10 protein-coding genes and 2 pseudogenes are annotated in these 13,829 nt (G+C 70.6%); 3 read left to right on the top strand and 9 right to left on the bottom strand.

The genetic code is table 11. The features are described from left to right. Nucleotides 1-651: 651 nt before the first annotated feature. Nucleotides 652-2,172, bottom strand: a complete 1,521-nt coding sequence (locus KWI83_RS33340) for a DUF4192 domain-containing protein (protein WP_218518125.1) — start codon at nt 2,170-2,172, stop codon at nt 652-654. Between the two features lie 586 nt (nt 2,173-2,758). Then, entirely contained in the window at nt 2,759-4,918 is a 2,160-nt protein-coding gene (locus KWI83_RS33335) for a RecQ family ATP-dependent DNA helicase (protein ID WP_218518124.1), read from the bottom strand. 314 nt (nt 4,919-5,232) lie between these two features. On the opposite strand from KWI83_RS33335, the gene KWI83_RS33330 reads away from it, so the two are divergent. Further along, nucleotides 5,233-5,856: a hypothetical protein gene (locus KWI83_RS33330; protein ID WP_218518123.1), complete on the top strand. Its 624-nt coding sequence runs from the start codon at nt 5,233-5,235 to the stop codon at nt 5,854-5,856. 199 nt (nt 5,857-6,055) lie between these two features. Here KWI83_RS33330 and KWI83_RS33325 read toward each other — a convergent pair whose 3' ends face one another. The 6 genes and pseudogenes from KWI83_RS33325 to KWI83_RS33300 all read right to left on the bottom strand — a co-directional run bounded on the left by KWI83_RS33325 (nt 6,056) and on the right by KWI83_RS33300 (nt 10,991). After that, nucleotides 6,056-6,706: a hypothetical protein gene (locus KWI83_RS33325; protein WP_218518122.1), complete on the bottom strand. Its 651-nt coding sequence runs from the start codon at nt 6,704-6,706 to the stop codon at nt 6,056-6,058. A 68-nt stretch (nt 6,707-6,774) separates the two neighbouring features. Further along, a complete protein-coding gene (locus KWI83_RS33320) occupies nt 6,775-7,476 on the bottom strand; it encodes a ribonuclease HII (RefSeq protein ID WP_218518121.1) in 702 nt (233 codons plus the stop codon). Nucleotides 7,477-7,564: 88 nt separating this feature from the next. Then, nucleotides 7,565-8,110: pseudogene (locus KWI83_RS33315) on the bottom strand (TetR/AcrR family transcriptional regulator C-terminal ligand-binding domain-containing protein); the annotation flags it as partial. 539 nt (nt 8,111-8,649) lie between these two features. Next, nucleotides 8,650-9,551: pseudogene (locus tag KWI83_RS33310) on the bottom strand (ADP-ribosylglycohydrolase family protein). A gap of 12 nt (nt 9,552-9,563) precedes the next feature. After that, nucleotides 9,564-10,223, bottom strand: a complete 660-nt coding sequence (locus tag KWI83_RS33305) for a histidine phosphatase family protein (RefSeq protein WP_218518119.1) — start codon at nt 10,221-10,223, stop codon at nt 9,564-9,566. Between the two features lie 162 nt (nt 10,224-10,385). Then, nucleotides 10,386-10,991 carry a YdbC family protein gene (locus KWI83_RS33300; protein ID WP_218518118.1) on the bottom strand — a complete coding sequence of 202 codons (606 nt, stop codon included), beginning with the start codon at nt 10,989-10,991 and terminating at the stop codon, nt 10,386-10,388. Between the two features lie 148 nt (nt 10,992-11,139). Here KWI83_RS33300 and KWI83_RS33295 point away from each other — a divergent pair, with 148 nt between their 5' ends. After that, a complete protein-coding gene (locus KWI83_RS33295; protein WP_218518117.1) occupies nt 11,140-11,673 on the top strand; it encodes a TerD family protein in 534 nt (177 codons plus the stop codon). Between the two features lie 315 nt (nt 11,674-11,988). Further along, nucleotides 11,989-12,435: a DUF3592 domain-containing protein gene (locus KWI83_RS33290; RefSeq protein ID WP_218518116.1), complete on the top strand. Its 447-nt coding sequence runs from the start codon at nt 11,989-11,991 to the stop codon at nt 12,433-12,435. A 100-nt stretch (nt 12,436-12,535) separates the two neighbouring features. Here KWI83_RS33290 and KWI83_RS33280 read toward each other — a convergent pair whose 3' ends face one another. Next, a complete protein-coding gene (locus tag KWI83_RS33280; RefSeq protein ID WP_256363158.1) occupies nt 12,536-13,750 on the bottom strand; it encodes an IS110 family transposase in 1,215 nt (404 codons plus the stop codon). Between the last annotated feature and the right edge of the window lie 79 nt (nt 13,751-13,829).

Below are 13,829 nucleotides of genomic sequence, written 5' to 3'. Positions count from 1 at the left end.
CTGGTGGTAGCGCTGCGGGGGGTGGTCCGGGAGGAGGGGTGCGCGTCGTGGGCGGGGGGTGTTGGCGGCCTCGGCGTGCAAAGGGGGTCGGTGCCGGGTTGTGCGCCCTGGGCACGGCTGCCGAGTCCTGGTCGATTGGGGTGCGCGGAGGTGCGGTCGGGAGGGGCTGCGGTGCCGAGGTACGGCCAGTTGGTGCAGGCGGAGCTGCCGGGCCCTGTGATGCTGGCCGAGGCGGCAGTCCCGCGCCGGATGCGGGTGGCTCGCCGTACCCGAGTCCGTCGGTCCGCTGCGGAGGGACGGTACCCGGGCCGGGGCGGGGGGTGTGCCGTCCGCGGGCAGCGCGGTCGTCGGCGGAGGGTGGAGTCGGCCGGCGCACGCGGTCGTCGGCGGCGGGAGTCGGCTGGTGCATCGGGCTGCTTCCTCTGCGCTCAGTGCGCCTCGGGCTGGTTCGGGACGGGCCGGGAGGCTCCATGGGGACATGGCGTTGTGGCGGCGCCATCCGTCCAGGCGTTCCGCCACTCAGGTGAACGGAACGGGCTTCCTCCGGGTCACGCCCCTGCCCGGCCAACCCGACCGGATGTCGGGCATGGCACGGGCCGCAGCGGTCGCAGCTTGCGCGGCCGTCGCTCATGCCTCCCTCTCGGCCGCCCCTCATGCGTCCCCCTTCGTTTCGCTGCCACCAGGGGCAACGCCTCGCCGGGATGCGCCACGACGTACGCCACCCTTCGCCGCTGCGGGCGGATGTGTACCGCCACTCCGTCCGTTGCCCGGGCCAGTGCCGGCTGTCGGCACCCTGCGCCGGGGCAGCGCGCTCTTCCGCGCCTCTTGAGCCTTCAGGGAGCGGGACTTGTCACCGTTACCGGCGGGCAACTCACTGCGGCGGGGCCGCGGACCCGCCACGGCCGGTGATCCGTCGACATCGTCGGCGCCTTCAGTGCCCTGTGGCGTGTCGAGGCCCTCGGCCCCCCGCGCCTCACTGAGCCGCTCGGCAGCAGTCCGGGCACGGCCGTCCCGTTCCGCGCGCAGGCAGCGGCGGATCGACTCCGGATCCAGGCCTTCGTTGACGGCCTGGTGCAGCAGGCGGGCGAAGAGGTAGGTGGGGTCGGCGCCCAGTGCCATGGCCAGCGCCTCCCGGGCTTCGAGGTCGTCGCCGGTCGACCAGGCGACCCAGCCTGCGAGGGTGAGAGGTGCGGCGGCATGCTCGCCGTACGAGCCGACGCAGCGGCGGGCCAGCGCGCGCCAGAGCCGTAGGGCGGGAGCTGCCTCGTCGCCCTCCATCCACTCGGCCGCCCGGTCGCGGGTGGTGCGGTCCTGCAGGCCGAGAATCAAGGTTGCGGCTTCGTCATGGCTGAGCAGGCCGTCGTCGCGGAGGTCCGCCATGAATGCGCCGGACGCGGGCGGCGCGTCGGCCAGCCGGCTCATGACGTGCCGGGCCAGCTCGACCGTCTCATCGGCCACGCCCACGCGACTGGTGTCGTCGAGCATCCTGGGGACGAGGGCCATGCTGCTCGCGTCCAGCGCGGCCTCCTGCTCCAGGGCCGCGGCGGTTTCCCACGGTCGAAGCCTCGCCCTCAGCTCGCGCAGGGTCCCGCGCACCTGAATCCCGGCGTAGGTGGCCGCGGCGGCCAGGACCGAGGTGCCCGGCAGCCCCATGGGCAGGCCCTCGGCGGGGCAACACGCCGGGTTGTCGCAGCAGTACGACCAGAAGCGGCCGTCCGAGATGCACAGCGCCTCGATCACCGGCACGTCGAGCAGACCGCACTGGAGGCGCAGATGGTGGGCCAACGGGCGGAGTCGCTGCATGACCTGCTGGCCGGTTTCCCCCTCGCGCGGCTCCTGGCAGACGTACGCCACGATCTGTTCCGGCCGAGCTCCTCTGCGCTCGCTTCCCCGCACCAGCCCGTGCGCCAACTGCCCTGCCACGGACTCCCAGTCGTCCGGATTCGCCGGAATACCGAGCCGCGCCCGGCCACCGAAGCGCCCGCGCCCAGCCCTGTCATGGAGGGCGGCGAGGACGATGCTGTCCTCGGGGCGGTGGCCGAGCAGATACGGAAGGGCGTCGGCCAGTTCGGCCGGGGTGCGCAGGGTGACCCGGTGGGTGGTGGCTGGCACGTCGCATCCGGTCACATCGTCGTTGTCGAAGGATCCAGTCGTTTCGCCGTGATTCGTCATGCGTCGACGATCTCGCGGAACTCAAAGCTCCGCTTGTGCCTGTGGATAACTCCGATCAGGGACACGACACATCTGTCAACTTCCGGCCTGACCTCGACGTCGAGTCGGATGCGGCACCGTCCGGGGGAATCGGCCTGGCCGGAACCGCCGGTGATGTGCTGCTCTGCGGTTTTCCTCGTGGGCGGCCCGGCCCGGGGGCTACGCCGCCGGTCGGCGGACGCTGGGCGGCGCGCTGCTGCTGTGCCTTCCGCTGATCGACGTCGTACTGCTGACGGCCACCGGCATCAGGCGTCCGGGACGGCCACGAACCGACGAGCTGGCATGCCTGTCCGCGGCCTGTCTGGGCCTGACCGCGGTGTACGGCCACCGCACCGTGCGCTGACCGACGCGAAGTTCACCCGAGGGGCGCCCCGTTGCTCGTCAGGCTCAACCGCTCACCAAGGTCCTCATCTACAGCCTGATCCGGCCGGAAATTGCCACCACCTGGCCCGTCAAGGAACCAGAGTCGGTGACGGACAGCGGCTCATAACCGCCCAGCCCGCGCCACGCGTGAACTCCCTGCAACCCCCTGCAATCCCCTGTCCTCTTAACCTGTCGCGGCGAGAACCAACGGGAGAACCTGTGCGCTGCCTGCCAAGCGGAGCATGCGGGCAGCGACTGCGAGGGTCCAGCCCGTATCTGTGTAGTCGTCGATGAGCAGCACGGGGCCGGGAGTGCTGGCGAGGGCACTGGCCAGGTCCTCAGGGATGGTGAACGTGCCGGACAGGGCCCTGAGGCGTTGGGCGGAGTTACTGCGGCGTGCCGCGTGCGCGCCGTTCGGACCGGTGTACGTCAGGGTGCCCAGGAAGGGGAGGCGGCCGACGGTCGCGATGTCCTGGGCGAGTGAACCGACCAGTTGGGGGCGGGTGAGGGACGGCACGGCGACGACTCCCACCGGCCGGGCCGCAGCGTCGGGGGTATTCGACGCCCAGCCTCCCGGCGAGCGAGCCCAGTCGGCGAGGACGGCCACCGCGGCCCGCAGGACGTCGTCGGGGACCGGACCGTCGGGCGCGTTCTCGGCCAGCAGGGGGCGCAGCCGGTTGCCCCAGCCGATGTCCGAGAGCCGTCCCAGTGCGCGCCCGGTGGAGCACTGCTCCTTGGCCGGGATACGTCCCTTGAGGTCGATGCCCAGTGCGGGCATGCCCGTCGGCCACATCCGGCGCGGCTCGACCTCCACCCCCGGGCGGTCCAGTTCCTTCGCCGCTCCCGCCAGCGCCTCCGCCGAGACGGAGGAGTCGGCCCAGGCTCCCGCGCAGTTGTCGCAGCGGCCGCACGGGGCCGCCCCCTCGTCGTCCAGTTGCTTGCGCAGGAACTCCATCCGGCACTGGGACGTACTCACGTAATCTCGCATGGCCTGCTGCTCAGCGGCCCGCTGCCGAGCGACCCAGGCGTACCGCTCGGCGTCGTAGACCCACTGCTCGCCGGTGGAGATCCAGCCGCCCTTCACCCGCTTGACCGCCCCGTCGACGTCGAGCACCTTCAGCATGGTCTCCAGACGGGTGCGCCGGAGGTCGACCAGGGCCTCCAGAGCCGGTACGGACAGCGGCCGTCCAGCGTCGGCGAGAGCCGAGAGGGTCTGGCGGACCTGCGCCTCGGGCGGGAAGGCGGTGTCGGAGAAGTAGCGCCAGATGGCCTCGTCCTCCTTGCCCGGCAGCAGCAGGACGTCCGCGTGCTCCACCCCTCGGCCCGCACGCCCGACCTGCTGGTAGTAGGCGATCGGCGAGGACGGCGAACCGAGGTGGACCACGAAGCCCAGGTCCGGCTTGTCGAAGCCCATGCCCAGCGCCGAGGTCGCGACCAGTGCCTTCACCCGGTTCTCCAGGAGGTCGGCTTCGGCCTGCAGCCGATCGGCGTTCTCCGTGCGCCCCGTGTAGGGGGCCACCTGGAAGCCACGCTGCCGCAGAAAGGCGGTGGCCTCCTCCGCTGCGGCCACCGTCAGCGTGTAGATGATCCCCGAGCCCGGCAGCTCGTCCAGATGCTCGGCGAGCCAGGCCAGGCGATGCGCGGCATCCGGCAGCCGCACCACACCCAGCCGCAGGCTCTCCCTGTCGAGCGCGCCACGCAACACCAGGGCGTCACCGACACCGGTACCCAACTGCTCGGCCACATCCGCCGTCACCCGCGCATTCGCGGTCGCGGTGGTGGCCAGCACCGGCACCCCGGGGGCAAGGCCGGCGAGCATCGCCCGCAACCGGCGGTAGTCAGGCCGGAAGTCATGCCCCCAGTCGGAGATGCAGTGCGCCTCGTCGACCACCAGCAGACCGGTCGTAGCCGCAAGTCTGGGCAGCATCTGCTCGCGGAAATCCACAGAATTGAGGCGCTCGGGACTGACCAGCAGTACGTCGGTCTCGCCGCGCTCGACCTCCTCGTGGATGGCGTCCCATTCCTCCGGGTTGGCCGAGTTGATGGTGCGCGCCCGGATACCGGCGCGTGCCGCCGACTCGACCTGGTTGCGCATCAGCGCCAGCAACGGCGAGACGATCACCGTCGGCCCCGAGCCACGTCGGCGCAGCAGAGCGGTGGCGACGAAGTACACCGCCGACTTGCCCCAGCCGGTGCGCTGCACCACCAGCGCGCGGCGACGCTCCTCCACCAGAGCGGCCACGGCCTGCCACTGATCCTCGCGCAACCGCGCCGACCCCGCCGGGACACCGACAAGCTCGGCAAGAACGGCATCGGCTTCAGCGCGGAGCTCCAGATCGTCCATGCTCCCATGCAACCCGATCGCGGGGACAGTCAGCCACCTCACTGAACGTGACGGACCGCTCGCGACCAGTACTCCTGCCTGCGCTGCATCGCCCGGCATCATGCAACGATCCACCGGGTACGGATATAAGCCACAGACCAGTCAATAAGGTTCGGTCGCCCCAATTGCTCGTTGCCGCATCCAAGTTCGACAGGAAGAATTGAAGTCCGCTCCCCGCACGGCTCGTCCCGCGACCAGGTAGGGCTCCGCTGCGGTGTGTGCTCCCCCGATCCAGACCCCGCCCGCAGTGTGGGCGCGTAGCCGAAGGGAGGAACGTGACCTTCGGATTCGCTCCGTCCTCCGCGGCAGCCACGTCGACCTCCGCCGCGTCAGCCAACGCCGTGGCCCGTGTGCTGGAACCCGCGGAATGGGCCGCCGCGGGAATCCCGTTGCTGCGGAGTCCTCGGGAAGTCGTCAGCGGACTGCACGCGCGACACCGCCCCAAGCCGTCGACGGCGATCGTGGCCGTACTCGACGCGGATGAACGGCTGTGCGCGAGTGCCTCGTTCACCAGGCGCCCGGTACCCGCCGACGGCTGGATGCTCCGCAAGGCGCTGCTCGATCAGCTGCGCCGGGTCATCCCGCACGACCTGCGCCGCCGCACGCCGGTGCGCACGGCCGTGCTGCTCTACTGCCGCGAGGGCGACGCGCGGTGGACCGAGGAGGACGGCGCGTGGATGTGGGGCCTGCGTGACGCCTGCACGCTGCACGGACTGCGCTGCGGGGCGTACATCACGCTGACCCGCGACGGCTGGCAGGTGCTCGGCGAGGGTCGAGGCGGCCGCCGCCCCAACTCCTCGTCGGCGCCCGAGCCGTTCGCGAGATCCGAGGCCCCGCCGCCACCACCGCGCACCGGGGGTGCCGCCTCCGATGTGCTGAACCGCGTGGCGGCCCGCTGAGGGCCACGGACCACGAGCACCGGCCCCACGCGCGGCAGACCAACGGCGTACGAACGCACGGCTGGCACGGCCGCTTTCCCCAGAGCGGCCGGAGGGCACGCGCACGCAGGTTGTCCGCGCATGCCAAGGGCCACGCCGTGCAGTCGCCGCCGGGACGGCGAATTCGCGGGCCCAACGCCCCCCAACTGCTGGAACTGGCTCAGACGCCCGCGCCCAGCACCGAGTTGATCTGCTGCGGGTCGCCGCAGACGATCAGCAGGGCGCCGGCCCGGGTAAGAGCCAGGGGCAGTGCGGTGGCAGCAGTGGCGTCCGAACCGCCGTTGACGGCGACCACGACCACGGGCCGGGACGCGGCACGGTCGGCCACGGCGGCGTCGGCGTAGAAGACGTCGTCGCGGGCATCGTGCTGCGCCCAGTAGGACGCCTCACCGAAGGACAGCTCGTGAGCGGCCCAGGGGTGCGGCTCGCCGGTGGTGATCACCAGCACGTCACCGGGGGCGCGGCCGGACTCCAGCAGCAGGTCCACGGCTTCCTCGGCCGCGTCGAGCGCGCCGTCGGCCGGGGCCGGGATCAGCTGGATCTGCGGAGTCGCCGGAGTCGAAGCCGGAGCGGACGCGGCAGAGGCGGCAGTTGGGTCCGGGCCCGCGGGCCCGGGCTTGGGCCCGGCCACGCCCGTACGCTGCGCCGGCGGCGCCGGCCGGAGAGGGCCGGGACGACCAGGACGCGGCGGGGCCGCGGGGCGGGGGCCGGGTACGGGACGGGGGGTCGGCGCGGTACGGCCACTGGCCGGAGTAGCGCGGGGACCCTGGGCACTCTCGTGAATCTGAGGCTCCTCGGGGATGAGAGGCATGAGTTGATGTCTATCAAACGTTGGTACGGCTCGCGCGGGTGGGTGGCACATACGTGCGACCGGAACCGTCAGAAATCGAAGCCGAGCTGGCCCTCGACCTCCGGAACGCTTCCGTCCGCCCAGCTGCGGGCCTTCTTGAGGTGCCGCCACTGGGGCAGCGCATCAAGATACGCCCACGACAACCGGTGGTGGGGCGTGGGGCCCCGCTCCGCCAGTGCGGCCTTGTGCACGGGTGAGGGATACCCGGCGTTGTCCGCAAAACCGAAGTCTGCATGTTCGATACCCAGTTCGGCCATCATTTTGTCGCGCTGAACCTTGGCGATCACCGAGGCCGCCGCCACGGCCACGCACGACTGATCGCCCTTGATCACCGTACGGACCCGCCACGGCGCTCCGAGATAGTCGTGCTTGCCGTCGAGGATCACCGCGTCGGGGCAGACAGGCAGGCCCTGCAGGGCACGCACCGCCGCGATCCGCAGTGCCGCCGTCATCCCGAGGTCGTCGATCTCCTCCGGGGACGCATGCCCCAGGGAGTACGACGTCACCCAGGTCCGCAACTCCTCGGCGAGCTCGGTCCGCCGTTTCACGGTGAGCAGCTTGGAGTCGGTGAGGCCCACGGGCGGCCGGCGCAGTCCGGTGATCGCCGCACAGACGGTGACGGGCCCGGCCCAGGCGCCGCGCCCTACCTCGTCGACACCGGCAATGATCTTTGCTCCGGTCGTTGCGCGAAGGGAGCGCTCGACGGTGTGAGTAGGCGGTTCGTACGGCATGGCGCCCTTAGACTACGCCGCCCGCAACCCCCGGCGACACCCTGGTTCGCGCAAGCCGCCACCGGGACGGCGACACCCGGAATCGCACCCCGGTCGGGCGCAGCAGCGGAACCGTCTCCTGGTCGCCATCTCCTCGATGCCCTGGTCCGAGCATTCGCTCTCGCACATATTCGACCGGTACATCGTCATCGTCGGAATGGCCTCGTAGACGTATCCGTTCGCCGCGTCGGACCTTACCTCCCCCCGCTCGATTCCGCGGTCGGTCACCTCGTGCAGCATCCTGACCATGGGCTCACCACGCCTTGCACGATGACTGTCATGAAACGCTCCGCCTGGACGCTGTCGCATTCGTGAATCACGGAGCGGGGGGCCGAGCCGGGGAGGCGCGAGTACATCGCGTCGCGTGCCACGCGGCACAGGGCCGCGACGGCCAACGACGGTAAATCGCAGCCCTTCCGGTCTGCGCACGCGTAGCCACGCCCTCCGTCTCTCGGTCGCTCCGACCGACCGTACCGAGTTGCTGCGCGGCTTCCACGATCGCGCGTTCGAGCACGGCACCGCGCCGACGGAAGGAGGCCGCCCGAGCGGGGGCGGCCTCCCGAGCGGGGGCAGCAGCCCAGCGCGATGTAACCATCCGAGTGTGCCCAACGAACCAGAAACCGAGGGTTTGAGGGAAAGGGGGACATGCCCGGCCACCCGCGCCGCCCGGGACGCCCACCGCATCCCACCGGTGTGCTTCAGCCGACGGACGCGCCGCGCCACGGCGGCGACCGCCAGCACAAGGACCACGACCTGCAGCGCCTCCATGACTCCCCCTACGGCGCTCGTGCCTTCCGCATGTGCGCACCTCGCACAACAGTTTCCAGGACAACGCGCAGGCAGTTACGGAGAGTTCCCAGAACACACAGAGAGTTATGGATCGTCGATCGCCGCAGGTCACGCGGTCACGTAGCCACGGCTGACCAAGCCACGGGCCGGGAAGCGACAGCTCCAGGAAGCCAGGGCGGCGCGGGCTTGCGAAGCCGCAGATCCACAGAGCCATGGCGGAGCGGGGGTCGCGAAGTCACGCTCCACGGAGCCACAGCGACACCACGCCGACGAAGCCACAGCGGCAAGGATCCCGGGAAGCCACGGCCTCCTGTCCCACCACAGCCGCCGCATGACAGGAACGCGCTAAGCCGACACCCCCACCCAGTCCGGCAGCGCCTCCGTCCGCCCCACCCACTGCGCGGGCGGCGTCCCCGCCTTCCCCGCGGCAATCACTCCGCCCACGATGGCGCAGGTGGTGTCCACGTCGCCGCCCGCCTGCGCGGTCGTCCAGAACCCCTCCCGTAGTCGCCGAGGGAGCGTGCGGCCGACCAGAGGGCGAAGGGCACGGTGTCATGGGCGGTCGTACGCCGCCCGCAGCCCAGTACTGCCGCGACCGTGGCCGGGTCGCCGTAGTCCAGCATGTCCCGGGCGCGGCGCAGCCCGGCACCGACGGCGCTCTTCGGGACGAGTGCGACGACTCCGTCGAGCAGCGACTCGGGGCTGGGCGGTCCGCCGGGGGCCGCGACCAGCGCGGCGGCCGCGGCGACGGCCATGGCGCCAACCACGGCCTCGCGATGCTGATGCGTGGGGTAGGCGGAGATCTCCGCCTGGTGCGTGGCCTGCTCCGGGTCGTCCGCGTACCAGGCGCCCAGTGGGGCGATGCGCATCGCGGCGCCGTTGCCCCAGGAGCCCTGGCCGTTGAAGAGCGCGGCGGCCAACTCGCGCCAGTCGCCGCCTTCCCGGATCAGCCGGAGCAGCCGGTTGACCGCGGGGCCGTAGCCACGGTCGAAGTCGTGGTGCTCGGCGAAGGAGCGGGCGAGGGCGTCCTGGTCGATGCGGTGGTGGGCGACGAGGACGGCGACCACGGAGCAGGCCATTTCCGTGTCGTCGGTCCACTGCCAGGGCCCGGGCGGCAGCTCGCGGCCTTTGAGCAGCGGGTAGTTCACCGGCACGAAGAACTGGGAGCCCAGCGCGTCCCCCACCGCGAGTCCGCGCAGGCTGGCCAGGGCGCGGTCCAGGCGCCCACCGGGAGAGGAGTCAGTCATTGCCCTGCCACTCTATCCAGTGATCCCGTACGGTTCTGGATCTCGCCAGCGTTCGAACGGCCGGTCCAGTGTGTACTTGCCGTTCTCTCCCAGAACGAGCATTCGTATCTCGCCGTTCCCTGGGTTTGACAGCGACTCGAACTCGGCGACCGTCCAGTGGAACCAGCGCATGCAGAACAGCCGCATGGCCAGGCCGTGCGTCACCAGCAGCACGTTCGGTGGGTGATCCGGCGCCTCGAAGCTGCGGTACAGGCTCTCCAGGAAGCCGCCGACCCGGTCGTACACGTCGGCGCCGCTCTCGCCCTGCGCGAAGCGGTAGAAGAAGTGCCCGTACGCGTCGCGGTAGGCCTTCTGCAGCTGTACGTCGTCACGGTCCTGCCAGTTGCCCCAGTCCTGCTCCCGCAGCCGGGGCTCCTCCCGGACGCGTATGAGGTCGGGGTCGAGGTGAAAGGCGCGGAGCGTCTCGTGCGTACGGCGATATGGGGAGACGTACACGCTGACGCGTTCCCGGCCGAAGATCTCGCGGAGCTGTTTTCCGGCCTCCTCCGCCTGTCGCCAGCCGCGTTCGGTCAGTGCCAGTGCGTGGTCGGGCTCGCGCTCGTACACCGAGTCATCAACATTGCCCGTTGACTCGCCGTGCCGGACAAGGACGATGCGCCGTGGTCGTGCCATGCCGAAACCCTAGATCGGGCGACGACGTGTCGAGCACTCGTGCGGGCTTCTTACAGCGTAGGTCACAGAGTTCTCGCACCATGAGCCACATATGGCGCATTCTTACCGGTCCAGATTTCAAACTGAGAGGCGTCGGATGTCAGACGTCGGCGGGTCCGGTTTTCAAACGATCCAGGTGGGCTCCAGCTCCACGATGTCGCCCGTGAGTGCCGCGATGTCCGCCTCCGTCTGGGCCCGGAGGGCCAGCCTCTCGACCCGCTCGGTGCGGTACTTGCCGTGCTCGGCGGCCGACCGCCACATCGACAGGACCATGAACTCGTGCCCCGGGGCCTCGGCGAACAGCCCGCGGATCATCCCGGGCGAGCCTGCCATCGCGGGATTCCAGACCTTCTCCTGCATCAGCGTGAAGTTCTCGACGCGCTCCTCGTGAACGCGGCAGAGGGCCACCCGGACCAGGTCGGCGTCCGTGAAGCGCGGTTCGAAGCCCGTCTTCACGTCGAAGCGGTAGTCGAACAGCCTGACCTGGGCGTCCTTGAAAGTGCCGGACTGGGCCGACGCCAGCCGGTCGTGGGAGCGGGCCATGAAGGAGTCGTAGAAGGCACGGCTTTCCCAGAAGGCGAAGATGTGCGCCACCGAGGGCCGTCCCCGGCTCCAGCCTCCGCCCTGTCCCCGAAATCCCGGCTCTCCGAGAAGCCCCGCCCACTTTCGCTGCCCCCGCTCGAAGCCGCGGCGGTCCACCACGGTGCAGCGAATCCACTTGACCAGCACCGCGCCATCGTAAGGCCATGGGCGTGGCGCCGGTCACGCCCGGACGCGGCGCACTCGCGCACGCCCACCCGCGCGCGTGGCAGGATGGACAACCGGCTTGGGCCGCCCGGCAGTTCGGGCTGCGGTCACACGGGAAGGGGCACGTCCGATGAGCGGCATCACCAAGGGGATCCGCAAGGTCGAGATCGCGGTGAAGTGGGACCCGAGTACGGCGGGGCAGCCGCGCACCGATCTGGACATAGTCGCCGCGACCTACCTGAGGAGCGATCCGTACGGTGAGCCCGCCTATGTGGTCCACTTCGACAGCCGCTCCCCGGACGGGACCATCACGCTCAACCGGGACAGCAAGGACGGCAAGGGCTTCGGTTGGGACGAGGTCCTGACGGTGGAACTCGACCGGCTCGACCCACGCTACGCGCGCGTGGTGGTCGGCGTCATCATCCAGCAGCGCCCCGCCCGCCGCACCTTCGTCAGCGTGATCAAGCCGTCCCTGCGGATCCGTGAGGGCTACACCGATCTCGCCACGGACGACTTCGGCGGCATCCTCGGCTCCACGGCGGCGAAGGTCGCGGAGTTCGTGCGCGGTGACTCCGGGGTGTGGGACTTCCACGCCGGTATCCAGGGCTTCGAGGACGACCCCGCCACTTTCACCAGGACAATGGGCCTCCCGCCGACGCCGTGACCGCTCGTCAATCTCGTTTCCACTAGCACCTACGGCGATTTTCGAGGGCGTACGAGCGTACGACGACGGGTGGCTCCGGCGCAGGGCCAGCGCCGGAGCCCCTCGTCCTCGGCCACCGGCTCGGAGCCACCGCCGGAGAAGCACACGGCGATCAGTCGTCCGGCTGGTCCTCTTACGGCGGACGCTTCTTCCCCTGGTGTACGTGGGTGAACACGGCGGAGTCCTCAGCCTGCTTCGAGACGGACCCGCCGGTCGTCCGGGTATGGTCCCCGGCACGCCGATCATTCAGGGTCGGCGTACGACCTCGGGGGATCCGTGGAAGTTCTGTTCACCGTCGTACCTCTCCTCATGATCGCCATTGCGCTGTGCGGTGCCGTCGTCGTGCTCCGCCGCTCCCGCCAGGTCAGCAGTGCGTGGTCCAGTGGGATCACGGCCGAGGCTCGATGCGTGCGGTCGTACACGACGACCAGCGGCGGCGGAGACAGCATGGTGCGTACGACGCTGCACCACGTCTACGAGTTCACGACCCGTGACGGGCGCGTCATCCGGTTCGACGAGGAGGGCGGGCCGCCGACCACGGTCGAGGGCGACATCGTCACCGTGCACTATCTGCCGGACCGTCCCGAACGCGCCACCGCCAGGGTTCCGGCCCAGGGGAAACTCGCCGCGAGCACGGGCTGCGCCCTGGTCTTCCTCACCGCCTTCATCGCCTTCGCCGTCTTTCTCATGGTCGTCGCGAACTCGGACGGCTCGATGCCCTGACCCCTCTGCCTCCGGCGATTCGGCACACTCCGAGGCCCTCAACGGCCCGACCGTTCCGGCGGCTGACGGACTGCTCGGCCATTGATGCTCCTATCGTCGGTCAAGCGGCGGTGAGCCACTGGCGGTAGGCGTCGGCGAAGGTGTCGTCGCGGCGGAGGCCGCGTTCGATGTTGGAGATGACGGCGGGCCAGACTCCGAAGTGGTTCGCTGCGGCCGTGAGTGTGATGTTCTTGGCCTGGCGAGCGGTCCTGAGATCCGCGATCCCGGGGACCTCGACTGTGGTGGTCAAGAGCCGGAAGACCTCGCGGGCTATCGCGCGTTTGAGCAGCCGGATGATCTCCTTCTTCGTGCGTCCGGCGCGGGTCTGTCGGGCCACGAACTCGCGGGTGCGCCGGCATCGGGCCATCCTCACGAGCGCGATGCGGTAGAGAGCGGCGTTGGCCGCCCGGTCGCCGCCCCGCGAGAGCCGGTGCCGGTTCGTCTTCCCGCTCGACGCGGGGACGGGCGCCGCGCCGCACAGGGCAGCGAAGGAAGCCTCCGTGCGAAGGCGGGCCGGGTTCGCACCAGCGGTGATCAGCAGCTGGGCGGCGGTGTCCGGGCCCACCCCGTAGGCGGCGCGCAGGCCCGGGTTGACGATGGTGACCAGCTGGTCAAGCTCCCCGGTCAGGGTCGTGTGCTCCTCGGTCAGGCTCTGGACCCGCTTGGCCAGCGTGCGCAGGGCTGTCAGGAGCGGGGCGTGCGCGGGGTCGCTGGCCGGCCGGAGTCGGGCGAGGGTGGTGACGCGCTTGTCGCCGGACAGGGCGGTGTACTTGGCGCGGATGGCGTCGGGGGCGGTGATCAGAAGGTGCGTGATCTGGTTGAGCGTCGCGGTGCGGGCCTTGACCGCCGAGCGGGCGGCGGTCTGCAGGGCGCGTATCCCGACGATGGCCCCGTCTTTCGGAGCGCTGGTCGCGCGACCGGATGCGACGGCGCGGGCCGCGGCGTATGCGTCGATCGGGTCGGACTTGCCGATCCTGCGGCGTTCGGCCTTGTCAGGCCGGTTGACCTCGACGACGGCCAAGCCGGCCTGCCGGGCGGCGTGTGTGAAGCCGGAGCCGTAGGAGGACGTGCCCTCCACGCCGACGGCGGCGACGGTGCCGTGGGCCTGCAGGAAGGCGATCGCGGCGGCGTATCCGGCAGCGCTGGTGGGGAATTGGGCGTCGGCGAGGTGCCCGCCCCGGTCGGTCACCACGGCAAGGTGGATGGTGTCGGCGTGCGAGTCCACCCCGCCGACCACGACTTGGTCCCTCGTGTCCGCCGCCTCTGTGCCTGTCATGCTGGAGATGCCTTCCTTGCCGAAGGTAGCTCCGGCCGGAAAGGGCAGACAGGACAGTCAGGGGGCCTCTGGCCAGGCT

The sequence above is a fragment of the Streptomyces sp. TRM70350 genome, from assembly GCF_019219825.1.
GTDB lineage: Bacteria > Actinomycetota > Actinomycetes > Streptomycetales > Streptomycetaceae > Streptomyces.
This window is presented reverse-complemented; position numbering and strand designations above follow the sequence as displayed.

Excerpts from the sequence above, each read along its gene's own strand:
- KWI83_RS33335 (WP_218518124.1), bottom strand. The coding sequence starts at position 4,918 with ATGGACGATCTGGAGCTCCGCGCTGAAGCCGATGCCGTTCTTGCCGAG.
- KWI83_RS33325 (WP_218518122.1), bottom strand. The coding sequence starts at position 6,706 with ATGCCTCTCATCCCCGAGGAGCCTCAGATTCACGAGAGTGCCCAGGGT.
- KWI83_RS33280 (WP_256363158.1), bottom strand. The coding sequence starts at position 13,750 with ATGACAGGCACAGAGGCGGCGGACACGAGGGACCAAGTCGTGGTCGGC.
- KWI83_RS33295 (WP_218518117.1), top strand. The coding sequence starts at position 11,140 with ATGAGCGGCATCACCAAGGGGATCCGCAAGGTCGAGATCGCGGTGAAG.
- KWI83_RS33320 (WP_218518121.1), bottom strand. The coding sequence starts at position 7,476 with ATGCCGTACGAACCGCCTACTCACACCGTCGAGCGCTCCCTTCGCGCA.
- KWI83_RS33340 (WP_218518125.1), bottom strand. The coding sequence starts at position 2,172 with ATGACGAATCACGGCGAAACGACTGGATCCTTCGACAACGACGATGTG.
- KWI83_RS33305 (WP_218518119.1), bottom strand. The coding sequence starts at position 10,223 with ATGGCACGACCACGGCGCATCGTCCTTGTCCGGCACGGCGAGTCAACG.